Below are 25,874 nucleotides of genomic sequence, written 5' to 3'. Positions count from 1 at the left end.
TGTCATGGCTGAGAACCAGAGGCCGCTGAACGAGGTTCAGTTTCTGACCGTGGCGGAAGTCGCCTCGGTGATGCGAGTGTCCAAGATGACCGTGTACCGCTTGGTGCACAGCGGTCATCTGCCCGCCATCCGGGTCGGAAGGTCCTTCCGGGTTCCCGAGCAGGCGGTGCACGAATACCTCCGCGAGTCGTATGTGGGGGTCGAGGCAGGCTGAGCGCGGGGGCCTCAGGGCCCCTCGCCGGAAGGGCTCCTCCACCCTCGATTACGTCCTCCACGCCGGGACGGGTAGGCTAGGCCGACGTAGGTCGTGTGGGCCCAGTCTGCTGCCCCGCACTTAGTGAAGAGAAGTGAGCGAGGGTAGTCGTGGGCTCTGTTATCAAGAAGCGGCGTAAGCGGATGGCCAAGAAGAAGCACCGCAAGCTGCTGAAGCGCACTCGCGTTCAGCGTCGCAACAAGAAGTAAGCGACCGCTGCACAGCGAGACCGAAGCCCTCCCGTCATTTTGGCGGGAGGGCTTCGGCATGTCCGGAGCCGGACGCGGTACTTGAGCACGGGGCGGTTGGTCCGTACGTGCTCCTGTGTCCGTCGTCACTTCCCGCCGCGCGCGGTCATCACAGCGCAACACGGACCGGCTAGCGTGGGCCGGGACACGGACTGGTGCGCGGCGAGGGCTGGGGAAAGGCAGGCGCTGATCTTGGGCAAGGTCGTGCTCGTGACCGGAGTGGCCCGGCAACTGGGCGGAAGGTTCGTCCGGCGCGTCCAGCGCGATCCCGAGGTGGACCGGGTGATCGCCGTCGACGCGGTAGCGCCCGAGCACCATCTGGGTGGCGCCGACTTCATCCGGGCCGACATCCGGCAGCCCGCGATCGCCAAGGTCCTCGCCGAGTACGGCGTGGACACGGTCGTCCACATGGACGTCACGGCGACGGCGCTGGGCAGCGGCAGCCGGGGCTCGGTCAAGGAGACCAACGTCATCGGCACCATGCAGCTCCTCGGGGCCTGCCAGAAGTCGCCGACGGTGAAGCGGCTCGTGGTGAAGTCCAGCACCAGCGTGTACGGCTCGGCGCCCAGGGACCCCGCGGTCTTCACCGAGACGACGGTGCCCAAGTCGCTGCCGAGCGGCGGCTTCGCCAAGGACACCGTCGAGGTCGAGGGCTATGTGCGCGGCTTCGCGCGCCGCCGCCCGGACGTCGCGGTCTGCGTACTGCGCTTCGCCAACATCCTCGGGCCCATGGCCGACTCCCCGCTCGCCGAGTACTTCTCGCTGCCGGTCCTGCCGACCGTGTTCGGCTACGACCCGCGCCTCCAGTTCGTCCACGAGGACGACGCGATCGAGGTGCTCCGCCTGGCCTCGCACGAACCGCGGCGCTCCACGCTCAACAGCGGCACCTTCAACATCGCGGGCGACGGCCTGCTCCTGCTCTCCCAGTGCTCACGGCGGCTCGGCCGCCCCACCGTGCCCGTCCTCCTGCCGGCCGTCACCTGGGTCGGCTCGGCGCTGCGGACCATGGGCGTGACGGACTTCTCGCCGGAGCAGCTCCGGCTGCTGACCCACGGCAGGGTCGTGGCCACCCGGCAGATGCGCGAGACACTGGGTTTCGAGCCGAAGTACACCACCGCGGAGGCCTTCGCGGACTTCGTGCGCAGCCGCGGTCCCGGGCTGCTGCCGCCGGGTGCCCTCGCGGGGGCAGTGGACCGGATCGCCGCGCTGCCCTTCGCGGGCGGCAACCGATGCGCCAACTGAGGAGAGCGCCAACGATGGCGGACGCCAAGGTCATTCCGTTCGACGACGACCGGCCGCGCGCGGCGGCGCAGCGCCCCCCGCGCCGCAGGCCCACGCCCCGCCACAAGGGTGATCCCGCGGCCGTGAGCGAGGTCAAGGCGCTGCCAGGACGGCAGCAGGAGGGCGCGCAGGGCGCCGAACCGGAGGCCGGGCGTCCAGAGCCGGCGGGGAGGCCGCCGGAGCCTCGGGGCGGCGGCCTCGACCGCCGTATCGCGGGAGGCCTGGCCTTTCTGCGGCGACGGCTGACGGGTGAGTACGAGGTCGACGACTTCGGGTACGACGAGGAGCTCACCGACCAGGTCCTGATGTCGCTGCTGCGCCCCGTCTACGAGAAGTACTTCCGGGTGGAGGTGAAGGGCGTCGAGAACATCCCTGCCGAGGGCGGGGCCCTGATCGTCGCCAACCACTCAGGGACGCTGCCGCTGGACGGCCTGATGATGCAGGTCGCGGTGCACGACAACCATCCGCAGGGCCGGCATCTGCGGCTGCTCGCCGCGGACCTCGTCTTCATGCTGCCGGTGATCAACGAACTGGCCCGCAAGGCCGGGCACACCCTGGCGTGCGCCGAGGACGCCGAGCGGCTCCTGGAGCGGGGCGAGCTGGTCGGGGTGATGCCGGAGGGGTTCAAGGGCATCGGGAAGCCGTTCAGCGAGCGCTACAAGCTCCAGCGGTTCGGCCGTGGCGGCTTCGTGTCGACGGCGCTCCGGGCGGGCGCTCCGATCGTGCCGTGCTCGATCGTGGGCGCCGAGGAGATCTACCCGATGATCGGCAACGCGAAGACGCTGGCGCGGGTGCTCGGCATCCCGTACTTCCCGATCACGCCCACGTTCCCGTGGCTCGGGCCGCTGGGGGCGATGCCGCTGCCGACGAAGTGGACGATCCAGTTCGGCGAGCCGATCCCGACGGACGGCTATCCGCTGGAGGCGGCGGACGATCCGATGCTGATGTTCAACCTGACGGACCGGGTGCGCGAGCAGATCCAGCACTCGCTGTACAAACTGCTCGTGCAGCGACGGTCGGTGTTCTTCTAGAAGTGGGGGCGTCCCCTGGTGGGGGGCGCCCCCATCACGTACTGACTACGGCCGCTACTTCTCGTCGTCGGCGTTGGCGTCGAGGCCGAGGTCCGGGAGCAGGCCGGGCAGGAGCGGGGGCAGGGTGACGTCCGGTTTGGCCGGGGTCTCCTTGCCGGGTTTGCTCCTGCCCTCCGACGGCTCGGCGCTCGTCTTCTCGTCCGGTGGGTCGAGGAGACCGCCGACGCTGCCGCCGAGGACGTCGTCGTCGCCGTCACTCCGGTGGGGCGAGGACGGCTGCTCCTCGTGGGTGTCGCCGGTGCCGCCGCTTCCACCGCTGTCGGGGGAGGAGGACTGCCTGCCGGTGTCGTCCGAGCGGCTGGGGCTCTGCGGTGTCCCGCCGCCCGGACCGTCCTTCCGCGGGAGACGGGGGAGCCGGGCCCGCAGGGGTTCGACGTCGTTCTCTATGGCGTCGAACACGGAGTCCACCTGGTCGCTCATGTCCCCGAGCTGGACGGGGAGCCGGCCCTGGAGGTCGCTCCAACTCTCCCGGTGCGAGCGGGAGAAGGCGGAGAGCGCCTGCATGGGGTCGAGCGACCCGTCGCGTTCGAACGCCTGGTGCAGCAGACGGTGACCCTCGCTGGCGTCGTGCTGCATGCCGGTGAGGGCTCGCCTGATCTCGCCGATGGACTCGTGGTCCAAGGGGCCCGAGCGGCCTCGCTCCATGAGCCTGTGTGCCTCGTTCAGACGGGTGGAGGCCTGGTCGAGGTAGATCTCGCCGCGGTCGGCACCGTCGTCGGCCAGGCCCAGCTTGAGGTCCTCCATGCCGCGCTTGAGGCCGTACAGCGAGTCGCCGGGGAGGGCGTCGGAGCTGGCGGCCGCGATTCCGCCGAAGGCGCCCGCCGCGACGCCGACGGTGAGGCCGCCGGCGGCGATGCCCTTGGAGAGACGGGAGCGCGGCCGCAGTCTGTTCAGCGGGCCGGCTCGGTGCGCGCCCTTGCGGGAGCGCTGTTCGGGCACCGCGGCACTGCCGTCGAGGAGCATGGCCTCCATCGCGGCCACGAGCTGGGCGCGCTGGACGACCTTGACCTCGGGGTCGAAGACGGGTTTGGGCAGCGCGTCGAGGCCTTCCGTCAGGGCCAGCATGCGGCCCTGCTCGGTCGGCCCGGCGCTGGCCGCGGTGGTTTCGGGGGACTCCTCGGCCGCGGGCGTGGACGCGGAGTCCTCGGACTGCTCGGCCGCCGGGCGCTGGTCGGAATGTTCATCCAGGGCCTGGGCGAAGGCGTTCGCCCGCCGGTGGGCCGATACGTTCGCGATCACTGGCGGCACCTCCTCTCGTCATGACGGTCGACTCCCCAGGGGGTCCTGAGGGTTGCCTGTCCGACCGCTTCCACACGTTCGAGTGAGCGTATGGCGTTTCCCTCGCGCCTCGGGAGCGGAGGGAACGGTCGGTGGCGACCACAGGGAGCCTGCATCCCGCACAACGAGCGTCGCGGCACTTGGGTTACGGACTAAGGATGATCGGACCGCGAAGAGTCGCCAAGGGGCCGTGGGAGCCAACTGGCCGCCACGTGCAGTGAGTCAACCGCCGCTGAAGGCTGCCCAGCGCTACCGCACGTCGTCCGGGAGGAGCCGCGCGAGCGTGCGCACCGCGCGGTACTGAAGGGTTTTGATCGCACCCTCGTTCTTTCCCATGACCCGCGCGGTCTCGGCGACGGAGAGGCCCTGGAGGAAGCGCAGGGTCACGCACTCCTGCTGCTGGGGATTGAGGCGGCGGACGGCTTCGAGCAGTGCCGTGTTCGACAGGTGCTCCAGGACGGAGTCCTCGGGGCTGCGCTCGACCTCGTTGGCGTCGAGCATCTCGCCGGTGGTCACTTCGAGGCGGAACCGGCTCGACTTGAAGTGGTCGGCGACGAGGTTGCGGGCGATCGTGACCAGCCAGGCGCCGAAGTCGCGGCCCTGCCAGGTGAAGGTGCCGATGCGGCGGAGGGCGCGCAGAAAGGTCTCGCTGGTGAGGTCCTCGGCGGTCGCCTTGCCGCCCACGCGGTAGTAGATGTAGCGGTAGACCGTGTCGCTGTACTGGTCGTAGAGGCGGCCGAAGGCGTCGGACTCGCCGGCCTGGGCGCGTTCGACGAGCTCCATCATGCGGGCGCTGTCACTGTCCGCCGCGGGACGGCGGTGGGTGGTCGTTGAAGTGGCGGCAGCGGCGCCGGAGCGGACCCGTCTGCTGACAGCCGCACCGCCGTCCGCCAGGGCGTGGCACGGCCCGGCGGGTGCGGGGACGGCGAATGCGGGGACGGCGGGGACGGCGTACGCGGTGGGGACGAAGCCGCGCAAGCGGTCGATGACCGTTGCGCGCAGCGTAGCCAGGCCCGAGGCGTCAACCCCGACGTGTGGGTACACGGGACTCCCAGAGGCAGAGCTTCCATCACGTGCAGTTCCGGACCATTCACTCGTCGTGACGACAAGCGGTGACGAGCGAGGCCCGTTCATGCGTCTGAGGAGAATAACGCTTCGTACAGGTAGCGCTACACCCAGTTGCTCAAATCGTCGATTACGTCGCTTCTGTAACCGATCCACGCACAGTTGAGCAGCAGAGAGTGACCGTTTATTGATCGCTTCGGTTCACATTCCGTCTTCACGCGAGGCGTGTTGTGGCCGAGTCCATCCCGTGTGACTGCGGGGGAACGGGACGGGGTAGGACCGCGGAATGCGCGCCGGGAGGCGGCGACGTCAGAGGGCGGCCGGGCCGCGGCGGCTCAGTGGCGGCGGCGGTGCAGGGCGATGGCGGCGGCGGTGCCGCCCGCGACCGCGCCCACGCCCGCGGCGGCCGGGATGCCGACCTTCGCGGCCTTGCGGCCCGTGCGGTAGTCCCGCAGCCGCCAGTCCCGCTCGCGGGCGTGCTTGCGCAGCTTGGCGTCGGGGTTGATCGCGTAGGGGTGGCCGACCAGCGACAGCATCGGGATGTCGTTGTGGGAGTCGCTGTACGCGGCGCAGCGGGCGAGGTCCAGGCCCTCGGCGGCGGCCAGGGCGCGGACGGCCTCCGCCTTGGCGGGGCCGTGCAGGGGCTCGCCGACGAGCTTGCCGGTGTAGACGCCGCCGACGGACTCGGCGACGGTGCCGAGGGCGCCGGTCAGGCCGAGGCGTCCCGCGATGACCGTGGCGATCTCCACCGGTGCCGCGGTGACCAGCCAGACCTTCTGGCCCGCGTCGAGGTGGGCCTGGGCGAGGGCGCGGGTGCCGGGCCAGATGCGCTCGGCCATGTACTCGTCGTAGATCTCCTCGCCGATGGACATCAGCTCGGCGACGCGGTGGCCCTTGACGATGGAGAGCGCGCTGTCGCGGGCGTCCTGCATGTGCTCGGGGTCCTCGACGCCGGCGAGCCTGAACCACGCCTGCTGCCAGGCGAACCGGAACAGCTCCTGGCGCTCGAAGAACTTCCGCTTGTACAGGCCGCGGCCGAAGTGGAAGATCGCGGCGCCCTGCATCACGGTGTTGTCGAGGTCGAAGAAGGCGGCGGCCTTGTCGTCGCCGACGACGGGGAAGGCGGGTTCCGCGGGGCCCTCGTCGGGCGTGGTGCGCCCCGCGAGTTCCTCCAGCTCCTGGGAGGACTTGCGTGCTGCCTCAGCCGAGGCCTCGCCTGCCAACACGCTCCGCGCCGTGGCGGAGCGCCTACGGGGGGTGAGCCATCCGAGAGCGGCCATGCCGTGAGCATAGCCAGTCCGTCAGGTGGTTCCGGAGTCGGCCGGATGCGGGGGCCGTGAACTCTCCGCGACCGGGCCGTTAAGCGGGCCGCGCCCTCGGAGGCCCGCCGGGCGGGGGCGCCGGGGCGAGAATGGCGGTATGAGCCCGATTTTTCGTCGTACGGAGAAGAAGAAGCCCGCGGAGCGCACGGTGACCCTGATCGGGAAGCCGGGCTGTCATCTGTGTGATGACGCACAGCAGGTGATCGAGAGGGTCTGCGGGGAGCTCGGCGCCGCGTGGGAGAAGAAGGACATCACGCGGGACGAGGAGCTGCACCGGGCGTACTGGGAGCAGATCCCGGTGGTTCTGGTGGACGGCGAGCAGCACACCTTCTGGCGCGTGGACGAGGCGCGGCTCCGCCGGGAGCTGGCGGGGTAGGGCACTGGCCCCGGCGCGCGGCCGGGGCAGGTCGTTCGTCCGGGCGTGGTTACTGACCAGGCAGTCCAAAGAACCCGCAAAATCGTCTAGGCTTTGGGGCGGTTTTGTTCACGGGGGTGATGATCGCGAGGAGTGTGTGCGGTTTTGCCCCCTTCAGGTGAGCAACGATGCTGCCCGCGCGCCGGTTCCACGATTGCGCGCCGGGGGCGCGTGACCCCCATCACGTTGGCCGGGCAAAACGGACACCATCTTTGTGCACGCGTTCACAAAGGCATAGCCTGCAGGGGACGGGGCGGTCTGGGGACGAGTGACCGCCTGCAGCCCCGCTCTACCCGCAGGAGCACCGTGGCAACTGGCCGAACTCACCGACCGGCGACCCGCAGCCGAGGAATTCCCGAGGCCACCGTCGCCAGGCTTCCGCTGTACCTCCGCGCTCTCACCGCACTGTCGGAGCGCTCGGTGCCCACGGTCTCCTCCGAGGAGCTCGCGGCCGCCGCGGGGGTCAACTCCGCGAAGCTGCGCAAGGACTTCTCCTACCTCGGTTCCTACGGGACGCGCGGCGTCGGCTATGACGTCGAGTATCTCGTGTACCAGATCTCCCGTGAGCTCGGCCTCACCCAGGACTGGCCGGTTGTCATCGTCGGCATCGGTAACCTCGGCGCCGCCCTGGCCAACTACGGCGGCTTCGCCTCGCGTGGTTTCCGCGTCGCGGCGCTGATAGACGCCGACCCGGCAATGGCCGGAAAGCCCGTGGCGGGCATGCCCGTGCAGCACACCGACGAGCTCGAGAAGATCATCGAGGACAACGGCGTCTCGATCGGCGTCATCGCCACCCCGGCCGGCGCCGCCCAGCAGGTCTGCGAGCGGCTCGTCGCCGCCGGCGTGACCTCCATCCTGAACTTCGCGCCGACCGTGCTGTCCGTGCCGGACGGCGTCGACGTGCGCAAGGTCGACCTCTCCATCGAGCTGCAGATCCTCGCCTTCCACGAGCAGCGCAAGGCCGGCGAGGACGCGGCGTCCGACGACGTCGCGCCGCCCGTCGCCGCCAAGCACCACCGCAAGGGACCCGACGGGGATGTCCCCGCCGTGATGCCGGCATGAGCCTCCTTGTCGTGGGGCTGAGCCATCGCAGCGCCCCGGTGAGTGTCCTTGAGCGGGCCGCGCTGAACGCGGACGCGCAGGCCAAGCTGTTGCAGGACACTCTGGCCGCCGAGCCCGCCACCGAGGCGGCCGTGCTCGCCACGTGCAACCGCATCGAGCTGTACGCGGACGTCGACAAGTTCCACGCGGGCGTCGCCGAAGTATCGACACTGCTCGCGCAGCACAGCGGCCAGAGCCTGGAAGAGCTCACCCCCTATCTGTACGTCCACTACGAGGACCGTGCCGTCCACCACCTCTTCTCGGTGGCGTGCGGGCTCGACTCCATGGTCGTGGGCGAGGGGCAGATCCTCGGGCAGATCAAGGACACCCTCGCGCGCGCCCAGGAGCTGCACACCGCGGGCCGGCTGCTCAACGACCTGTTCCAGCAGGCCCTGCGGGTCGGCAAGCGCGCGCACTCCGAGACCGGCATCGACCGGGCCGGGCAGTCGCTCGTCACCTTCGGCCTGGAGCAGCTCGCCGCGCGCGAGCCGGTCGGGGAGTGGGTCAAGGGCAAGCGCGCCCTGGTGATCGGCGCCGGTTCCATGTCCTCGCTCGCCGCGGCGACGCTCGCGCGCGCCGGGGTCACCGAGGTCGTGGTGGCCAACCGCACGCTGGAGCGCGCCGAGCGGCTCGCGGAGATCCTCGGCGAGTCCGGCTCCACCGGGATGACGGCTCGCGCCGTCCCCATGGACGCCGTCGCCGACGAACTGACACGTGCCGATGTCGCCGTCTCCTGCACCGGAGCGACCGGCCTGGTGCTGACCGCGGACGTCGTCTCGGCCGCCGTAGCGGGCCGCGTGCCCGCGACGGCGCGCGTCGGTGACGTACCCGCGCAGGCCAGGAGCGGTTCGGCGGGCACCGCCGTGCGCCCCGTCGACACGGGCGAGGAGCCCTGCCCCTTCGACCTCTCCACGGCTCGCGGCTTCTCCGTGGCCGGTGACGCCGCCGTCGCCGGGATGGACGCCGCCTCCCTGGAGCAGCACGGAGCCTGGGTGGACAACGCCCCGGCCGGGCGGCGCGAGGGCACGGCCCCCGACCCGCAGGCCGAGGCCGAGGCGATCGCCGCGCTCGTGGCGGCCGCGAACCGCTCGGGCCGGCTGCCGGAGCGGCGCGGCCCGTCGCCCTGGGCCGGTGCGGCCCGCGTGGCGGTGCTCGCCCTGCTCGACCTCGCCATGCCCCGTGACATCGACGCCGCCGTGCACCGGATCCCGGGCGTGCGGCTCGTCGACATCGAGTCGCTCGCCGACGCCTCGGCCGACGCGCCCATGGCCGCCGACGTCGAGCAGGTGCGGAGCATCGTCTCCGACGAGGTCGCGGCCTTCGGCGCCGCACAGCGTGCCGCGCACATCACGCCGACCGTGGTCGCCCTGCGCACCATGGCCGCCGGTGTGGTGGCCGGTGAGATGGCCCGGCTCGAAGGACGGCTGCCGGGCCTGGAGGACAAGCAGCGCGCGGAGATCACGCAGACCGTGCGCCGCGTCGTGGACAAGCTGCTGCACGCGCCGACGGTGCGGGTGAAGCAGCTCGCCGGTGAGCCCGGCGGCGCCGGGTACGCGGACGCGCTGCGGACGCTCTTCGACCTCGACCCGCAGACGGTCGCGGCGGTCAGCAGGGCGGACCACACGAACAACGAGAACGACGACCCGAATAGAGGCCGGGCATGACCGAGAGGGCTCTCAGGCTCGGGACCAGGCGCAGCACGCTGGCCATGGCCCAGTCGGGCCAAGTTGCCGAAGCGGTACGGCAGTTGACGGGACGTCCCGTCGAGCTCGTGCCGATCACCACGTACGGGGACACCTCGCGCGAGCACCTGGCGCAGATCGGCGGCACCGGCGTCTTCGTCGCCGCCCTGCGCGAGGCGCTCGTCCGTGACGAGGTCGACTTCGCCGTGCACTCGCTCAAGGACCTGCCCACCACGCAGCCCGAGGAGCTCGTGCTCGCGGCCGTGCCGGTCCGCGAGGACCCGCGCGACATCCTCGTCGCGCGCGACGGCCTGACCTTCCCGGAGCTGCCCGCGGGCGCCCGAGTCGGCACCGGCTCGCCGCGCCGCATGGCGCAGCTCAACGCCTACGCGCGCAGCCACGGCATGACCATAGAGACCGTGCCGATCCGCGGGAACATCGACAGCCGCATCGGATACGTGCGCGACGGGAAGCTCGACGCCGTCGTGCTCGCCGCCGCCGGACTCAGCCGCGTCGGCAGGATCGACGAGGTGACCGACTTCCTGTCGGTCGACACTGTTCTGCCCGCCCCCGGCCAGGGGGCACTGGCGATCGAGTGTGCCGCGCACAACGCGTCACTCGCCGCCGCGCTCGCCGAGCTCGACGACCCGTACACACGGGTCGCCGTGAGCGCCGAGCGGTCCCTGCTCGCCGCCCTGGAAGCCGGTTGCAGCGCGCCCGTGGGCGCGCTGGCCGACTTGCTGGCCGACGGGCAGATTGTCAAGGAGATGCGCCTGCGCGGCGTCGTCGGCACGACCGACGGCTCGACGCTGGTGCAGCTGTCCACCACCGGTCCCGTGCCCGAGACGGAGACCCAAGCCTTGGCGCTCGGCCGTGAACTCGCGGACGAGATGCTTGCCAAGGGCGCGGCCGGTCTGATGGGGGAGCGAGAACTTTGAGCCCCACCTCGAACCTTCCCGGCATTCCCGCACACGGGCACGTCACCTTCCTGGGTGCCGGACCCGGAGATCCGGGACTGCTGACCCTGCGCGCCGTCGAGGCGCTGACCCGAGCGGAAGTGCTGATCGCCGAGCCGGATGTGCTCGACGTCGTCCGTGTGCACGCCAGGGGAGGTGTGGACACACCCCTGCCTACGGCAACTGACGACATGTCAGCAGCCCCTGACACGGCGGCTTTCCGAGCTGCCGCCAATCTTGTCATGGAGGCCGCGAGGGGCGGCAGGCGGGTCGTGCGTGCGGTCAGCGGCGACCCCGGCCTCGACACGTACGCGGCCGAGGAGATGCTCGCCTGCGCCGCCGAGGGCATCCCCTTCGAGGTCGTCCCCGGCATCGCGGCGGCCGTCGGCGTGCCCGCGTACGCCGGTGTGCCGCTGCGCGACGCGCAGGGCACCGACGTGCGGTTCATCGACGCCCGTACGGCGTCCGGCCGCTGCTGGAGCGAGGTCGGCGCGTCCGACGGGACCGTGGTGGTCTCGACGTCGCTCGACTCCGTCGCCGCCGCCGCGGGCGAGCTGGTGGCCGCGGGCCGCAAGCCCGACACCCCGCTGACCGTGACCGTCGGCGGCACGACGACGCGCCAGCGCACCTGGAACGCCACCCTCGGCACCATCGCGCAGGTCTTCAAGCAGACGAAGGTGCTGCCTTCCCCCGAGGGGGGCCGGCCGGTCATAGCCGTGGTCGGTGAGCGCAGCTCGGCCGCCCAGCGCGACCAGTTGTCGTGGTTCGAGTCGAAGCCGCTCTTCGGCTGGCGGGTGCTCGTACCGCGTACGAAGGAGCAGGCCGCCTCGCTCTCCGACCAGCTCCGCTCCTACGGGGCCGTGCCGCACGAGGTGCCGACCATCGCGGTCGAGCCGCCGCGCACGCCCCAGCAGATGGAGCGCGCAGTCAAGGGGCTCGTCACCGGACGGTACGAGTGGATCGCCTTCACGTCCGTGAACGCCGTCAAGGCGGTGCGTGAGAAGTTCGAGGAGTACGGGCTCGACGCGCGTGCCTTCGCCGGGATCAAGGTCGCGGCCGTCGGTGAGCAGACCGCCGCCGCGCTGATCGCCTTCGGCGTCAAGCCGGACCTGGTGCCGAGCGGCGAGCAGTCGGCCGCCGGTCTCCTGGAGGACTGGCCGCCGTACGACCCGGTCTTCGACCCGATCGACCGGGTGTTCCTGCCGCGGGCCGACATCGCCACGGAGACGCTGGTCGCGGGTCTGATCGACCTCGGCTGGGAGGTCGACGACGTGACCGCCTACCGGACGGTGCGCGCCTCGCCGCCGCCGGCCGACACGCGGGAGGCGATCAAGGGCGGCGGCTTCGACGCCGTGCTCTTCACCTCCTCCTCCACGGTCCGCAACCTCGTCGGCATCGCGGGCAAGCCGCACAACGTGACGGTGATCGCCTGCATCGGCCCCGCCACGGCCAAGACCGCCGAGGAGCACGGGCTCCGGGTGGACGTGATGGCTCCCGAGCCCTCGGTCCACAAGCTCGCCGAGGCGCTGGCCGAGTTCGGTTCGCAGCGGCGGGCCGCGGCCCTGGAGGCCGGGGACCCGGTGACACGGCCGAGCGAGCGGCGGCCCGGTTCGCGGCGGCGGCGCACGGCGCCGTAGGTTCGGGTGGGCGGGCGCACCCCGCCCGCCCATGACAACAGCGGTACGAATCCAGGTGAAGTCAGTGACGAAGTACGGGTCATTCCCCGGGTCGCGGCCCAGGAGGCTGCGGACGACTCCGGTCATGCGGCGCATGACCGCCGAGACGCGGCTGCATCCGGCCGATCTGATCCTGCCCGCCTTTGTGCGGGAGGGCATCAGCGCCCCGGTGGAGATCGAGTCCATGCCCGGCGTCTTCCAGCACACCCGCGACACCCTGAAGAAGGCGGCCGTCGAGGCGGTCCAGGCCGGTGTCTCCGGGATCATGCTCTACGGCGTGCCGGAGGAGTCGAAGAAGGACGGCGCGGGAACGGTGGGCACCGATCCCGACGGCATCCTCCAGGTCGCGCTGCGCGACGTCCGCGCCGAGGTCGGTGACGACCTCATCATCATGTCCGACCTGTGCCTGGACGAGTTCACCGACCACGGGCACTGCGGTGTGCTCGACGCCGAGGGGCGCGTGGACAACGACGCGACCCTGGAGCGGTACGCGGAGATGGCGCAGGTCCAGGCCGACGCGGGCGCCCATGTGGTGGCCCCGAGCGGCATGATGGACGGTCAGGTCGGCGTCGCGAGGGACGCGCTGGACCAGGCGGGCCACGAGGACGTGGCGATCCTCGCGTACACCGCGAAGTACTCCTCGGCCTTCTACGGCCCCTTCCGCGAGGCCGTCGGTTCCTCCCTCAAGGGTGACCGCAAGACGTACCAGCAGGACCCGGCCAACGCCCGGGAGTCCCTGCGGGAACTGGCGCTCGACCTGGAGGAGGGCGCCGACATGGTGATGGTCAAGCCGGCCGGTCCCTACCTCGACATCCTCGCGAAGGTCGCCGACGCGGTCGACGTGCCGGTGGCCGCGTACCAGGTCAGCGGCGAGTACGCGATGATCCAGGCCGCCGCGGAGCGGGGCTGGATCGACCGCGACAGGGCGCTCATGGAGTCCCTCACGGGCATCAAGCGCGCGGGCGCGAACATGATCCTCACCTACTGGGCGACCGAGGCGGCGCGGCAGCTCTAGCCGCTCCGGGCGGCGGCTCTTGACCTCAACCTTGGTCGAGGTCGCAGGGTGGCGTGTGTCGAAGCTCGTCCACGCGTTCCGAGGAGCCCACCATGCACGCTGTCGTCCTGCACGAGTTCGGACCCGCCGAGAACCTGACGTACGAGACCTGGCCGGACCCCGTCGCGGGGCCCGGCCAGGCCCGTATCGCCGTACGGGCCGCCGGGGCGCACTTCGTCGAGACCGTGATGCGGACCGGCGAGGCCTCGGACAAGGCGCCGCCGCTGCCGGAGCTGCCCGCCGTCTTCGGCGGTGAGGTCGCGGGCGTCGTCGACGCGGTCGGCCCCGGCGTCGACCCGTCCTGGATCGGCCGCTCCGTCGTCACCGCGCACGGGACACCCGGCGGCTACGCCGAGCTGGCCGTCGCCGACGTGGACGGCCTCCACGCGGTGCCTGACGGCCTCGGCTTCGAGGACGCCGTGACCATGGTCGTGACCGGCGCCACCACCATGGGCCTGCTCGGCATCGCCCGGCTCCGCCCCGAGGACGTGGTCCTGGTGACCTCCGCCGCCGGTGGCGTCGGGCGGCTCGTCGTGCAGTATGCGCATGCCCTCGGGGCGACGGTCGTCGGGGCGGCGGGCGGCCCCGCCAAGGCGGATGCGGTACGGGCGCTCGGCGCCGACGTCGCCGTCGACTACAACCGCCCGAACTGGCAGGAGACGGTGCGCGAACGCCTCGGCGGCGGCCGTCCCGTCACCGCGATCCTGGACGGCGTCGGCGGCGAGAAGGCCGCGTCGGCCTTCGACCTGCTCGGCGACGGCGGGCGGTACGTCGTCATCGGCTGGTCCTCGCAGGAGGCCTTCGAACCGGCCCCCGAACTCCTCGCGGAGCGCGGCATCACCCACGTCAACGCGCTGCTCGAACTCATCGAACACCCCGAGGACGGCCCGGCCCACGAGCGGGAGTCGCTGGAGTCGGCGGCCAAGGGGGAGTTGGTGCCTTCCTGGCAGTCGTTCCCCCTGGCGGAGGCGGCGCGGGCACACGCGGCGATGGAACGCAGGGAGACGACGGGCAAGGTCGTACTGATCCCCTGAACCGCTGAGCCCCTGAACCTCATGGGCCGCTGAACCTCATGGGTTGGCTGCCGCGCGTTTCAGTCCTTCCTCAGGAGCGTGACCAGACGGGACAGGCCGTCGGCGGCGTGCCCCGCCTCGACCGCCTGGTCCAGGAGGTCCTGGAGCGGCCTGAAGAGGTCGTCGCCGATGCCCGCCTGGTCGTACGCGGTGAGGAAGTTCGGCAGCGCGGCCTGGTTGACCGCCAGGGAGGACACGTCGGTCAGGTGCTGCCCGGAGTCCAGCGCCTCGGCCATGCCCGGCACCAGGCCGTCCGTCATCGCGCCGACCCACTCCTTGAGCAGCGGCGCGAACTCACGGGCGGGGACGCCCGCGCTGCCGATCAGGGCGTAGGCCTGCACGACGCCCATCACCATGCCGTACATCCCCGTGAGCAGGGACAGGTCGTACAGCGCGGCGGCGCCCGGGTCCTTGCCGACCCACTTGGTGTCCGCGAGCGCGGCCAGCGTGGGGCGGTGCGTCTCGTACGCCTCTTCGTCGGTGCCGCTGTAGAGGATGTACGCGGCGGGCGTGGCGATCATCTGCGGGACGGCCATGATGCCGCCGTCGATGTACGAGATGCCGTGCTCGCCCGCCCAGCCCGCCAACTCCCGGGCCTGCTCCGGGGTGCCGTTGGTGAGGTTCACGACCGTACGGCCCGCGAGGGCTTCGGCCTCCGGTGCGAGGAGGGCGCGTACGTCGTCGTTGGTCGTGAGGCAGACGATCACGAGCGGGCTCGCCTCGACGGCACCCTTCACCGTGGCGGCCGGGGCCGCGCCCTGCGCCGCGAGGGGGCCAGTCTTGGACGCGGTGCGGTTCCACACGGTGGTGGCGTGGCCGGCCTTGAGGAGCGCGGAGGCGAGCGCGGTGCCCATGAGGCCGAGGCCGAGGACGGATACGGGGGCGGGGGCGGGGGCGGGAGCGGGGGCAGGGGTGCTGGTGCTGGGCACGGGGGCTCCTTGAAGGGGGCGTTCCGGGGGAGAACTCCCGGGTTCTGGGTACGCCTTCGATCCTTGTGGGCCCCTGCGGACGCGACAAGTACGCACTATTTAGTGCGTGCGTGCTCGCCTGCTGGTCAGTGAGTGGAATGGATTAGCGTGGTTGCTCTGGGTGGGTGGCTGATGGAGCCTCCATCCCATGCGGGCATGCGCGGGTCCGGTGGGGGCTGGCTTTCGTCGGCTGATGTCCGAACGGGGCCACGGATGTGCACCGGGATCAACGACAAGGACAAGGGCAAGGCCCCCGCGAGGGAAGCAAAGAGCCCCCGCCCAGCTGGCCGCCCCAAAACCAAAGACGCAGCAACAGCAAGAGCGACGGCCGGGGCAGCGGCCCAGAACCCCCTAGCTGCGCGTGTCGCAGAAAAGTCCCAGCCGGCCGGGATCTGACCTGGGGATTCTGTATTGGCACTTGGGACTTTTCTGCATTCCGCCCCATAGGGCGCAACATGCACCACTCGCGTAACACGCGACGGGCTAGCCCACGAAAGTCAGCCCCCACCGGACCCGAGTGTGCCCACACGGGATGGAGGCTCCATCAGCCACCCACCCAGAGGAACCACGCTGATCAAAAGACGACGGCTACAGCCTGGCGTCGGCGTGTGTGCTGACGGTCAGGAACGAGGTCCAGGCCTCGGGCGTGACGGTGAGGGCGGGGCCCCTTCTGCGGCGATCGACTCACTCGTGCACGCCCGTACGGATTCTCCGCCCGTGTGCGTGTACTGCACGCTCGCGACCGCGCTCTCCGGCGTGTGGGGCGGCGGAGAGCGCGGTCAGCGGGAGGTGGAAGTCGGCGTTACCAGACCAGGGCGTCGGCGGCCGAGGTCTGCCAGTAGCTGACGTACGCGGAGCTGTCCACGTACACGCCGTCCGCCGGAAGCGCCGGCGAAGTCGGGGAGCCCACGCTGCCGTCCATCGCGCGGTTGGAGAAGCTGAGGTCCAGGTCGTGCGTCACGGAGCCGTTGGAGCCGTCGGGGGAGGACGTGCCGATGGACGCGTACGCCGTCTGGCCCGGCTTCAGGGTGACGACGGCCTGGGGCTGGCTCGCCTCCACCCACGGGGTGGCGGACTGGCCCTGGTCGAAGCGCAGGATCGGGGCGCCGTACGCGTAACAGGTCTTCGTGCCCGTGTTCTTGGCCTCCACGAGCAGGTGGTTGACCGGGCGGTCGACCTGCTTGACGGTGACCTTCGTGGTGGCGGCGGTGCAGGTGACCGGGGTCGACTTGGCGGTGGAGGGTGCGGCCGAAGCGGCACCGCCGAGCGCGGTGAGCGAGAGGGCGGCGGTGACGGCGGCGATGGTGGCGGCGGCCTTGGTGCTGATGCGCATGGCGTGTCTCTTTCGATGTGACGGGAGCTACGTGCGCCGCGCCGAGAGGTCCTCCGATGCGGCGTGCTTGTATGGCCCACAGCTTGTGCCGTCTTTCGTCCCAGCAGCCATCGTGAGACGGCAGTACGGGACGCTGGGACGTTCGTACGGCTCTGAACTGGGAAAACGCCGTTCCTTGGAACGGCTGAATGGGATGGGGACAGCGTGGGCGCGGGCGATCTCGCGGAGTTGCTCCGAGAGTTGAAGGAGCGGTCGGGGCTCAGTTACGGGGTGCTGGCCAAGCGGCTGCACGTGTCGACGTCGACGCTGCACCGATATGTGCAGGGAGCTGCCGTACCGACGGAGTTCGCTCCGTTGGAGCGGCTTGCCCGGGTGTGCGGGGCCTCGCGGGAGGAGATGGTCGAGGTCCACCGGCGGTGGATCCTCGCCGACGCGTCGCGCGGAGACCGGAAGGAGGGCGAGCCGACGCCCTCCGCCTCCGCCGCCCCTGCGGCACCGGACGCCGCGTCCGCAAGTGAGGCTCCGGGCCTCGAAGGTGACGCCGACTCCGACGACGGGGCACCCGGCATCGTCATCGGTCCGGCCACCACGGTGGTGGAGGGGCGCGAGGGGAGACGTCTGCCCAGGGCGCGTGTCCTGGTGGCCGCCGGGGTGGTCGTCGCGCTCGGCGCCACCGCCTTCGCCGTGCAGGCCGCCTCCGGCGGTGGGGGCGGCGGCGCACGCGACCACGTGTCCGCCGACTCGCCGAGCGCGTACGGCGGCGAGGCGCAGCGGAGCCCGGCAGGCACCGGCTCCGCCTCGCCCTCCGCGAAGCCGGACGGCAAGAAGTCCGGCAAGGACAAGCCGGGCAAGGACGCCACGGCCTCTGCGAAGCCGGGCGGCAAGGACAGGAAGGGGTCCGGGGGCGAGCCGGGGGTCTCCGGGGACGGGGGCGGCGGCAAGGGCGGCGGTGCCGGCCAGGGTGGTGTCCCGGTGACCGTCTCCACCCAGGCCCAGCACTGGGAGAATCCCTGCGGTCACCCCTACCTCGTCGACAAGGACCCCGGCGTCCTCTCCCCGCCCCCCAACGAGCAGGACGCCGCCAGTTGGGTGGCCGCGAACGGCGGGGTCTCCGCGAGGGACCAGACCGTGAAGCTGACCGTGCAGGGCACGGGCAAGGACACCGTCGTCCTGGAGTCCCTGAACGTCCGCGTCGCCGGGACCAGCGCGCCCCTCACGTGGAACAACTACAAGATGGGGTACATCGGCGTCGGCTGCGGAGGCAACGTGCCCCAGCACTCCTTCGCCGTCGACCTGGACGCGGCGGTGCCCCGCCCCACCCCGCTGGAAGGGGACAGCGGCTTCCCCTACAAGGTGAGCGCGAGCGACCCGGAGGCGTTCTACATCAACGCGACCGCCAACAACCGCTACGTACGCTGGTACTTGGAACTGGAGTGGTCCAGCGGCACCCGGAAGGGCACGGTGCGCATCGACGACACGGGCAAGCCGTTCGCCACGAGTGGCGACAAGGGCCGCCCTGTCTTCGGGTATTCGCTCGACACCAAGAAGTGGATGAAGACGAACCGCGAAGGCGCGTAGGAGCAGGACATAGCGGCGTGCGGGAGCGCTCCCCGTACGTCCGTATCCCGGAATGCCGCCGGTATGCGCCCCACAGGTCATTACGCTGCCGGGAAAACGAAGGAGCCACTGATGACCGTCACCGTTGCCCCTGTCCCCGCGCTCGCGGCCCGCGTCGCCGCCGTCGGCGGCTCTCCCGTGCGGGACATCCTCGCGGTCACCGCGCGGCCCGAGGTCATCAACTTCGCGGGCGGGCTGCCCGCGCCCGAGTTGTTCGACGCGGTGGGGGTGGCCGCCGCGTTCCAGGCCGTCCTGACGGCGACGCCCGGTAGGGCCCTTCAGTACTCCACGACGGAGGGCGAGCCCGTCCTGCGTACCGCGATAGCCGCCCGGACGGCGGCGCGCGGGCCGGCCACCGGGGCGGACGACATCCTCGTCACCACCGGTTCGCAGCAGGCGCTCTCGCTGCTCGCGACGGTGCTCGTCGAGCCCGGGGACACCGTCCTCGTCGAAAGTCCCTGCTACCTGGCGGCACTTCAGGCGTTCTCCTTCGCCGGGGCGCACGTCGTCGCGGTGCCGGGCGACGACGAGGGCATCGACCCGGCCGCGCTCGACGAGCTCGTCGCCGCGCACCGGCCGAAGCTGCTCTACACCGTCCCCACCTTCCAGAACCCGACGGGCCGCACGCTGCCCGCGGAGCGCCGCGCGGAGATCGCCGCCGTGGCCGCGCGGCGGGGCCTGTGGATCATCGAGGACGACCCGTACGGGGAGCTGCGGTTCGAGGGCGAGCGGGTGCCGTGGATCGCCACGTACCCGGGGGCCGAGGACCGCACGGTGCTGCTCGGCAGCTTCTCCAAGGTCATGGCACCGGGCCTGCGGCTCGGCTGGCTGCGGGGGCCCGCGGAGCTCGTACGGGCGTGTGTCGTCGCCAAGCAGGCGGCCGACCTGCACACCCCCACCGTCAACCAGCTGGCGGTGGCGCGGTACATGGCCGACAACGATCTGGACGCCCACGTCGCCCGCGTCGCCCGGGTGTACGGCGAGCGCCGGGACGCCATGCTCGCGGGCCTGCCGTCCGCGCTGCCCGAGGGGTCCGTCTGGAGCCGTCCCGAGGGCGGCATGTTCCTGTGGGCCCGGCTGCCGGGCGCCGTGGACACCACGGAGCTGCTGCGGAAGGTCATCACGCATGACGTGGCGTACGTCCCCGGAGCCCCCTTCTACGCGGGCGAGCCGGACCGGGCGACGCTGCGGCTGTGCTTCGTCACCCAGACGCCGGAGGAGATCGCGGAGGGCCTCCGGCGGCTGGGCGACGCACTGGGGGGCTGAGTCCGACGCACGGTGCCCGGCGCCCGACGCCCGGGCTCAGAGGCGCTCGGGCGTCCTGATGCCCATCAGGGCCATGCCCTGGTGCAGCGTGCTCGCCGTGATGTCGCACAGGAACAGGCGGTTCTCCACCTGGGCCGGGGTCTCCGCCTTCAGGACCGGGCACTCGGCGTAGAACGTCGTGTAGAGCGAGGCGAGCTGGTAGAGGTACGCCGCCAGCTTGTGCGGGGCGTACTCCTGGGCGGCCTCGGCGACCGTGGCCGCGAACTGGTCCAGGTGCAGGCCGAGCGCCCGCTCGGCCGCGACGAGCTCCAGCTCCGGGTGGGCCACCGGCGAGGCCTCACCGCGCAGCCGCAGGATCGACTTGATGCGGGCGTACGCGTACTGGAGGTAGACCGACGTGTCGCCGTTCAGCGAGACCATCTGGTCCAGGTCGAACTTGTAGTCACGCGCGGCCGAGGTCGAGAGGTCGGCGTACTTCACGGCACCGATGCCGATCTGCTTGCCGTTCTCGACGATCTCCTCCTCGGTGAGGCCGACCTTGTCGTTGTTCTTCTCGCGCACGACGGACGTCGCCCGCTCGATCGCCTCGTCGAGGAGGTCGATCAGGCGCACCGTCTCGCCCTCACGCGTCTTGAACGGCTTGCCGTCCTTGCCGAGGACCGTGCCGAAGCCGAGCTGCACCGCCTTGACGCCGTCGGTGAGCCAGCCCGCCCTGCGGGCCGTCTCGAAGACCATCTTGAAGTGCAGGGACTGCCGCACGTCCACCACGTAGACCAGCGTGTCCGCCTTCAGGTTGAAGACGCGGTCGCGGATCGCCGAGAGGTCGGTGGCCGCGTACCCGAAGCCGCCGTCGGACTTCTGGACGATCAGCGGCGACGGGTTGCCGTCCGGGCCCTTCACGTCGTCGAAGAAGACGCACAGCGCGCCGTTCGACCGGACGGCGACGCCGGACTCCTCCAGCATGCGGCAGGTCTCCGCCAGCATGTCGTTGTAGCCGGACTCGCCGACGATGTCCTCGTCGCGGATCGCCACGTCCAGCTTGTCGAAGACCGAGTAGAAGTAGATCTTCGACTCGTCCACGAACCGCTGCCAGATCGCGAGCGTCTCCGGGTCACCGGCCTGGAGGTCGACCACCCGGCGCCGGGCCCGCGTCTTGAACTCCTCGTCGGAGTCGAAGAGCGTGCGCGAGGCCTTGTAGACGCGGTTCAGGCTGGACATCGCCTCCTCGCCGGCCAGCTCGCCCTCGGCGTCCTTGTGGCTCAGCTCGTCCGGGTGTTCGAGCAGGTACTGCACGAGCATGCCGAACTGCGTGCCCCAGTCGCCGATGTGGTGCCGCCGGACGACCTTCTCGCCGGTGAACTCCAGGAGCTGGACGACCGAGTCACCGATCACCGAGTTCCGCAGGTGACCGACGTGCATCTCCTTGGCGACGTTCGGCTGGGCGTAGTCGATCACCGTCGTGCCCGCGTCCGCCGCGTACGGCACACCGAGCCGCTCGCCGTCCGCCGCCCGTGCCGCGAGGTTCCTGGTGATCGCCTCGTCGGTGACCGTGATGTTCAGGAAGCCGGGCCCGGAGACCTCGATGTCCTTGATCAGCTCGGGGGCGGTGATCCCGGAGACGACCTGCGTGGCCAGCTCCCGCGGGTTGCCCTTGAGCTTCTTGGCGAGCGCCAGGAGGAAGTCGGCCCGGTCGCTGCGTCGCAGCAGCGGGTCCGCGGCACCGGCTTCCGGCAGGGCAGCCGAAAGGGCGTCCGCGAGGCGCTGGTGGACGGAGGCGGTGAGGGACGTGACCGGGGCCATGAGCTTCCGTTCTCGTGAGTACGTCAGTACGTGGGTTCTGGTGAACGGGACGCGGTAAATGAGGTGCGTCGTCGTGCCCGTCAAGTGTCCCATGAGGGCGGACACCGCTTCCCCTCCATTGAACGAGGGCCGAGGGCCCGGGACCGGGTCGCTCCGTCTGGGACAATGGCGGAGGCCAGCTTCCAGGAACCCCGAGGAAACAAGAGGACGTGCCGATCGTGGCAGCTCAGAGCACCGATACCACCGACTGGGTCTCCCGCTACGCGGACGAGGTCATCGCGGAGTCGGAGCGTCGTGCCGCGGGCGCGAAACAGTCCGACGCCGCGGCGCCGGTGATCGTCGTCGCCTCCGGGCTCTCCCCCTCGGGTCCGATCCACCTCGGCAACCTCCGCGAGGTCATGACCCCGCACCTCGTCGCCGACGAGATCCGGCGGCGCGGCCACCAGGTCCGCCACCTGATCTCCTGGGACGACTACGACCGCTACCGCAAGGTCCCGGCCGGCGTCCCCGGTGTCGACGAGTCCTGGGCCGAGCACATCGGCAAGCCGCTGACGTCCGTGCCCGCCCCGGCGGGCTCGGCGTACCCGAACTGGGCCGAGCACTTCAAGGCCGCCATGGCCGAGGCGCTCACCGAACTCGGCGTCGAGTACGACGGGATCAGCCAGACCGAGCAGTACACCTCGGGCGTCTACCGCGAGCAGATCCTGCACGCGATGAGGCACCGCGGCGACATCGACGCCATCCTCGACCAGTACCGCACCAAGAAGGACCCGGCCAAGGCGGGCAAGGGCAAGCAGCAGAAGCCCGTCGACGAGGCCGAGATCGAAGCCGCCGAGGGCTCCGGCGCGGCCTCCGAGGACGACGGCAGCGGCGGCGCCAGCGGCTACTTCCCGTACAAGCCGTACTGCGGCCGGTGCGAGAAGGACCTGACGACCGTCGTCTCGTACGACGACGAGAGCACCGAGCTGGTCTACACCTGCACGGCGTGCGGCTTCGGCGAGACCGTCCGGCTCAGCGAGTTCAACCGCGGCAAGCTGGTCTGGAAGGTCGACTGGCCCATGCGCTGGGCGTACGAGGGCGTCGTCTTCGAGCCGAGCGGCGTGGACCACTCGTCGCCCGGTTCGTCGTTCGTCGTCGGCGGCCAGATCGTGCGGCAGATCTTCGACGGCGTGCAGCCCATCGGCCCCATGTACGCCTTCGTCGGCATCTCCGGCATGGCGAAGATGTCCTCCTCCAAGGGCGGCGTGCCGACCCCGGCCGACGCGCTGAAGATCATGGAGGCGCCGCTCCTGCGCTGGCTGTACGCGCGCCGCAGGCCCAACCAGTCCTTCAAGATCGCCTTCGACCAGGAGATCCAGCGGCTCTACGACGAGTGGGACAAGCTGGAGTCCAAGGTCACCGACGGGTCGGCGCTGCCCGCCGATGCCTCCGCCCACTCCCGGGCGGTGCGCACCGCCGCCGGTGAGCTGCCGCGCACCCCGCGACCGCTGCCGTACCGCACGCTGGCCTCGGTCGCCGACATCACCGCCGGTGCCGAGGACCAGACGCTGCGCATCCTGCGTGACCTGGACCCGGCGGACCCGATCTCGTCCCTGGACGAGGCCCGGCCGCGGCTCGACCGCGCCGAGAACTGGATCACCACCCAGGTCCCGGCCGAGGCCCGCACCATCGTGCGCGCCGAGCCCGACACCGAGCTGCTCGCGTCCCTGGACGACGAGTCCCGCGAATCGCTGCGGCTGCTTCTGGAGGGCCTCGACGAGCACTGGTCCCTCGACGGGCTCACGCACCTGGTGTACGGCGTCCCGAAGGTCCGCGCGGGCTTCCCGGCCGACGCCACGGCCAAGGAGCTCCCGCCGGAGATCAAGGTCTCCCAGCGCACGTTCTTCGCGCTGCTGTACCGGCTTCTCGTGACCCGGGAGACGGGTCCGCGACTGCCCACGCTGCTGCTCGCCGTGGGCGCGGAGCGGGTCAGGAAGCTGCTCTCCGCCTAGCGGTCACGTGGACGGGGCCTCGCTCCTTCGGGAGCGGGGCCCTTTCGCCTGCCGCGGGCCACGCACCGCTCTACGCGATGTGGTCTTCCATCAGTTCGTCGTTGAGGCGGGCCGTGAACTGGTCCATGTAGGCGTTGAGTTCGCGTGACTGGAGGCGCAGGCCGTAGGCGGCCTCGGCGTTCGCCGCGAACGCCCCCGGCGTCGGCATGCCCTCGCCCGCTATCGACTGCCGGAAGACCTGGTACAGCTCCTCGACGGTGGGCGAGGGCTGGGGCTGGGGCTGTGCGTGTTGCTGGTGGGGCTGCGGCTGCTCGGGGGTCGGGTCGTACGTGGGGTCGTAGCCGCCCTCGTAGGTCACTTCCTGCGGGTCCTTGCCGAGGAACCACGGGCTCGGGGCGGGCTGTTCCGCTTCGGCGGGAGCGGGAGTGGGCTCAGGAGCGGGCTCGGGTTCGGGCTCGGGGACAGCGGCGGCCGGGGCAGGGGCCGGGGGCAGCTCGGCCGCGGGGGCCGGGGCCGTGACCTCCTGGGGCCGGGCCGGAGCGGGGGCCGGGGGCAGCAGCGCCGGTTCGATGCCGGCGGCGGCCAGGCCCGCGGGGGCGGTCTCGGCCAGGGGGACGCCGTAGCGGGCCAGCCGCAGCGGCATCAGCGACTCCACCGGAGCCTTGCGGCGCCAGGAGCGGCCGAAGCGGGAGCGGAGCCGGGCCTGGTAGACGAGCCGCTCCTGCTCCAGCTTGATCACCTGGTCGTAGGAGCGCAGCTCCCACAGCTTCATGCGCCGCCACAGCAGGAACGTCGGCAGCGGCGACAGCAGCCACCGGGTGAGGCGCACGCCCTCCATGTGCTTGTCGGCGGTGATGTCCGCGATCCGCCCGATCGCGTGCCGCGCGGCCTCCACGGCGACCACGAAGAGTATGGGGATCACCGCGTGCATGCCCGTGCCGAGCGGGTCCGGCCAGGCCGCCGCGCCGTTGAACGCGATCGTCGCCGCCGTGAGCAGCCAGGCGGTCTGGCGCAGCAGCGGGAAGGGGATGCGGATCCAGGTCAGCAGGAGGTCCAGGGCCAGCAGGACACAGATGCCCGCGTCGATGCCGATGGGGAAGACCACCGAGAAGCTGCCGAAGCCCTTCTGCTCGGCGAGCTCGCGCACGGCCGCGTACGACCCCGCGAAGCCGATCCCGGCGATGACGACCGCACCGGCGACGACGACTCCGATGAGTATCCGGTGCGTGCGTGTCAGCTGCATCGCGGCCACCCGCGAACCCCTCCCTGTTCAGCCTCTGCCGGCTTTACCGCGAGCCTGTGTCGGCTTGTTGCGTGCGACAGCCTGGCACACGTGTGCGTGTGGACCACGGGCCGGTACGCCCGGAGCCCGGCCCCCATGGGCCGGGCTCCGTCAAATGCTTTGCTTATGCGGCGAATTGAGATCCGGCGTCAGGACTTGGCCTTGGAGCCACTGGACTTCGAGCCGTCCGACTTCGAGCTGTCCGACTTCGCGGCGTCCGACTTCGAGCCGTCGGACTTCGCGTCGTCGTCCTTCGGCGCGCCCTCGTCCTTGGGCGCACCCTCGTCCTTCGTGGGCTCGTCCGCCTTCGGCTTCTCGCTCGGGCCGGAGGCCTTGCCGCCGCCCTCGTTGGCGGAGACGACGGAGGCCGCCGCCTCCTTCGCGGCCTTCTCGGCGGCCTTCGAGAGGTCACCGGCGTCCGGTGCCTTGTCGCCGGCGAGGCCCGCGCCGTTGTAGTCGACCGTGACGACCGCGTTCTCGACGCGCGTCACGACCGTCTGCTGCTTAAAGGTGTCCTTGTCCTTCTTCAGGTCGTAGCGCACCAGCGTCGCCTCGTCGCCGACACCCTGCACCGGCTCCGCCTTGACGCCCTTGGCGTCCTTGGCCGCCTGGGCGTCCGCGACCTGCTTGGCGAAGTTCTCCTGTGCACGCTTGGCGCCGCTGCCGAGCGAGGCGTCCGAGTCGAAGCGCAGCAGCGAGACGCGCAGCCAGCGGAACTGCGAACCGGCCACGCCGTTGTTGGCGAGGCTGTCCCAGGAGCAGCTCCCGCGCACGGCGGTGTCGTTGGACGTGCCGGCCTTGCCCGTCTTGTCCTTCGCCTTCGGGACCAGGTCCTCCAGCGACTTCTTCGAGAGGACCTCGCAGGGCTCGGGGAGCTTGCTGTACGCGGCCTTCTCCACGCTCGCGGCCTTGTCCCCGCCCTTGGCCGAGGCGGAGGACTTGGCGCCCGATTCCTTCTTGGCCCCGTCGGCGCCGGATCCGGAGTCGGAGTCGGAGGAGCAGCCGGAGGCGACGAGGATCACCGGTACGGCGGCCGCGCAGACGAGGAGGCGGCTGCGGAGCTGTCGCTTTCGCTGTGCAGGTCGGTGCATGGTTCCTTCACTCAGTTCGTCTCGTGACGTC

The 25,874-nt window shown here is 71.1% G+C and carries 22 protein-coding genes; 14 read left to right on the top strand and 8 right to left on the bottom strand.

Annotation, left to right across the window (positions count from 1 at the left end):
- Positions 1–4 precede the first annotated feature (4 nt).
- From ACRAKF_RS17765 to ACRAKF_RS17750, 4 genes are all read left to right on the top strand, one after another.
- Entirely contained in the window at positions 5–214 is a 210-nt protein-coding gene (locus ACRAKF_RS17765) for a helix-turn-helix domain-containing protein (protein ID WP_062770509.1), read from the top strand.
- 149 nt (positions 215–363) lie between these two features.
- Positions 364–462: a 30S ribosomal protein bS22 gene (locus ACRAKF_RS17760; RefSeq protein ID WP_003948845.1), complete on the top strand. Its 99-nt coding sequence runs from the start codon at positions 364–366 to the stop codon at positions 460–462.
- Positions 463–693: 231 nt separating this feature from the next.
- Positions 694–1,743: an NAD-dependent epimerase/dehydratase family protein gene (locus ACRAKF_RS17755; RefSeq protein ID WP_447038140.1), complete on the top strand. Its 1,050-nt coding sequence runs from the start codon at positions 694–696 to the stop codon at positions 1,741–1,743.
- Between the two features lie 14 nt (positions 1,744–1,757).
- A complete protein-coding gene (locus ACRAKF_RS17750; protein ID WP_447038139.1) occupies positions 1,758–2,813 on the top strand; it encodes a lysophospholipid acyltransferase family protein in 1,056 nt (351 codons plus the stop codon).
- A gap of 54 nt (positions 2,814–2,867) precedes the next feature.
- Here ACRAKF_RS17750 and ACRAKF_RS17745 read toward each other — a convergent pair whose 3' ends face one another.
- The 3 genes from ACRAKF_RS17745 to ACRAKF_RS17735 form a co-directional block, all read right to left on the bottom strand.
- Entirely contained in the window at positions 2,868–4,112 is a 1,245-nt protein-coding gene (locus ACRAKF_RS17745) for a DUF5667 domain-containing protein (protein WP_447038138.1), read from the bottom strand.
- A 288-nt stretch (positions 4,113–4,400) separates the two neighbouring features.
- On the bottom strand, positions 4,401–5,195 hold the full coding sequence (locus ACRAKF_RS17740; RefSeq protein WP_447038137.1) for an ECF subfamily RNA polymerase sigma factor, BldN family: 795 nt from the start codon (positions 5,193–5,195) through the stop codon (positions 4,401–4,403).
- A gap of 356 nt (positions 5,196–5,551) precedes the next feature.
- Positions 5,552–6,496, bottom strand: coding sequence for an HAD family hydrolase (locus ACRAKF_RS17735; protein WP_447038136.1), 945 nt, complete (start codon positions 6,494–6,496; stop codon positions 5,552–5,554).
- Positions 6,497–6,635: 139 nt separating this feature from the next.
- Here ACRAKF_RS17735 and ACRAKF_RS17730 point away from each other — a divergent pair, with 139 nt between their 5' ends.
- The 7 genes from ACRAKF_RS17730 to ACRAKF_RS17700 all read left to right on the top strand — a co-directional run bounded on the left by ACRAKF_RS17730 (position 6,636) and on the right by ACRAKF_RS17700 (position 14,456).
- Entirely contained in the window at positions 6,636–6,914 is a 279-nt protein-coding gene (locus tag ACRAKF_RS17730) for a glutaredoxin family protein (protein WP_447038135.1), read from the top strand.
- A gap of 345 nt (positions 6,915–7,259) precedes the next feature.
- Entirely contained in the window at positions 7,260–8,015 is a 756-nt protein-coding gene (locus ACRAKF_RS17725; RefSeq protein ID WP_447038134.1) for a redox-sensing transcriptional repressor Rex, read from the top strand.
- Positions 8,012–9,718: a glutamyl-tRNA reductase gene (locus tag ACRAKF_RS17720; protein WP_447038133.1), complete on the top strand. Its 1,707-nt coding sequence runs from the start codon at positions 8,012–8,014 to the stop codon at positions 9,716–9,718. The genes ACRAKF_RS17725 and ACRAKF_RS17720 overlap by 4 nt, the downstream gene beginning before the upstream one ends.
- Complete coding sequence (gene hemC, locus ACRAKF_RS17715; protein WP_447038132.1) at positions 9,715–10,674, top strand: hydroxymethylbilane synthase; 960 nt, start codon at positions 9,715–9,717, stop codon at positions 10,672–10,674. The genes ACRAKF_RS17720 and hemC overlap by 4 nt, the downstream gene beginning before the upstream one ends.
- Positions 10,671–12,329 (top strand): uroporphyrinogen-III synthase, encoded by a 1,659-nt coding sequence (locus ACRAKF_RS17710; protein WP_447038131.1) that lies wholly within the window; start codon positions 10,671–10,673, stop codon positions 12,327–12,329. Before hemC ends, ACRAKF_RS17710 begins: the two co-directional genes overlap by 4 nt.
- Before the next feature lie 64 nt (positions 12,330–12,393).
- A complete protein-coding gene (gene hemB, locus ACRAKF_RS17705; protein ID WP_447038130.1) occupies positions 12,394–13,383 on the top strand; it encodes a porphobilinogen synthase in 990 nt (329 codons plus the stop codon).
- Positions 13,384–13,475: 92 nt separating this feature from the next.
- A complete protein-coding gene (locus tag ACRAKF_RS17700; RefSeq protein WP_447038129.1) occupies positions 13,476–14,456 on the top strand; it encodes a zinc-binding dehydrogenase in 981 nt (326 codons plus the stop codon).
- 59 nt (positions 14,457–14,515) lie between these two features.
- Here the strand turns inward: ACRAKF_RS17700 and ACRAKF_RS17695 are convergent, their stop codons facing one another.
- Both ACRAKF_RS17695 and ACRAKF_RS17690 read right to left on the bottom strand, forming a co-directional pair.
- Positions 14,516–15,424, bottom strand: a complete 909-nt coding sequence (locus ACRAKF_RS17695) for an NAD(P)-dependent oxidoreductase (RefSeq protein WP_447038128.1) — start codon at positions 15,422–15,424, stop codon at positions 14,516–14,518.
- Positions 15,425–16,265: 841 nt separating this feature from the next.
- Positions 16,266–16,796 (bottom strand): DUF4232 domain-containing protein, encoded by a 531-nt coding sequence (locus tag ACRAKF_RS17690; RefSeq protein WP_447038127.1) that lies wholly within the window; start codon positions 16,794–16,796, stop codon positions 16,266–16,268.
- Between the two features lie 204 nt (positions 16,797–17,000).
- Here ACRAKF_RS17690 and ACRAKF_RS17685 point away from each other — a divergent pair, with 204 nt between their 5' ends.
- A complete protein-coding gene (locus ACRAKF_RS17685) occupies positions 17,001–18,374 on the top strand; it encodes a helix-turn-helix domain-containing protein (protein WP_447038126.1) in 1,374 nt (457 codons plus the stop codon).
- A 111-nt stretch (positions 18,375–18,485) separates the two neighbouring features.
- Positions 18,486–19,679: an aminotransferase-like domain-containing protein gene (locus ACRAKF_RS17680; RefSeq protein ID WP_447038125.1), complete on the top strand. Its 1,194-nt coding sequence runs from the start codon at positions 18,486–18,488 to the stop codon at positions 19,677–19,679.
- A 36-nt stretch (positions 19,680–19,715) separates the two neighbouring features.
- Here ACRAKF_RS17680 and argS read toward each other — a convergent pair whose 3' ends face one another.
- Positions 19,716–21,479, bottom strand: a complete 1,764-nt coding sequence (argS, locus tag ACRAKF_RS17675) for an arginine--tRNA ligase (protein ID WP_447038124.1) — start codon at positions 21,477–21,479, stop codon at positions 19,716–19,718.
- 209 nt (positions 21,480–21,688) lie between these two features.
- Between argS and lysS the strand changes: the two genes are divergently transcribed.
- Positions 21,689–23,470, top strand: a complete 1,782-nt coding sequence (gene lysS, locus ACRAKF_RS17670) for a lysine--tRNA ligase (protein ID WP_447038123.1) — start codon at positions 21,689–21,691, stop codon at positions 23,468–23,470.
- Positions 23,471–23,540: 70 nt separating this feature from the next.
- Here the strand turns inward: lysS and ACRAKF_RS17665 are convergent, their stop codons facing one another.
- Positions 23,541–24,713 carry a DUF2637 domain-containing protein gene (locus tag ACRAKF_RS17665; RefSeq protein ID WP_447038122.1) on the bottom strand — a complete coding sequence of 391 codons (1,173 nt, stop codon included), beginning with the start codon at positions 24,711–24,713 and terminating at the stop codon, positions 23,541–23,543.
- Between the two features lie 188 nt (positions 24,714–24,901).
- Entirely contained in the window at positions 24,902–25,843 is a 942-nt protein-coding gene (locus ACRAKF_RS17660) for a DUF3558 domain-containing protein (RefSeq protein WP_447038121.1), read from the bottom strand.
- Positions 25,844–25,874: the final 31 nt, after the last annotated feature.

The sequence above is a fragment of the Streptomyces sp. DSM 118878 genome (genome assembly GCF_052936595.1).
The sequence above is the reverse complement of the archived record's forward strand: the minus strand, read 5'-3'. Positions and strand labels throughout refer to the sequence as shown.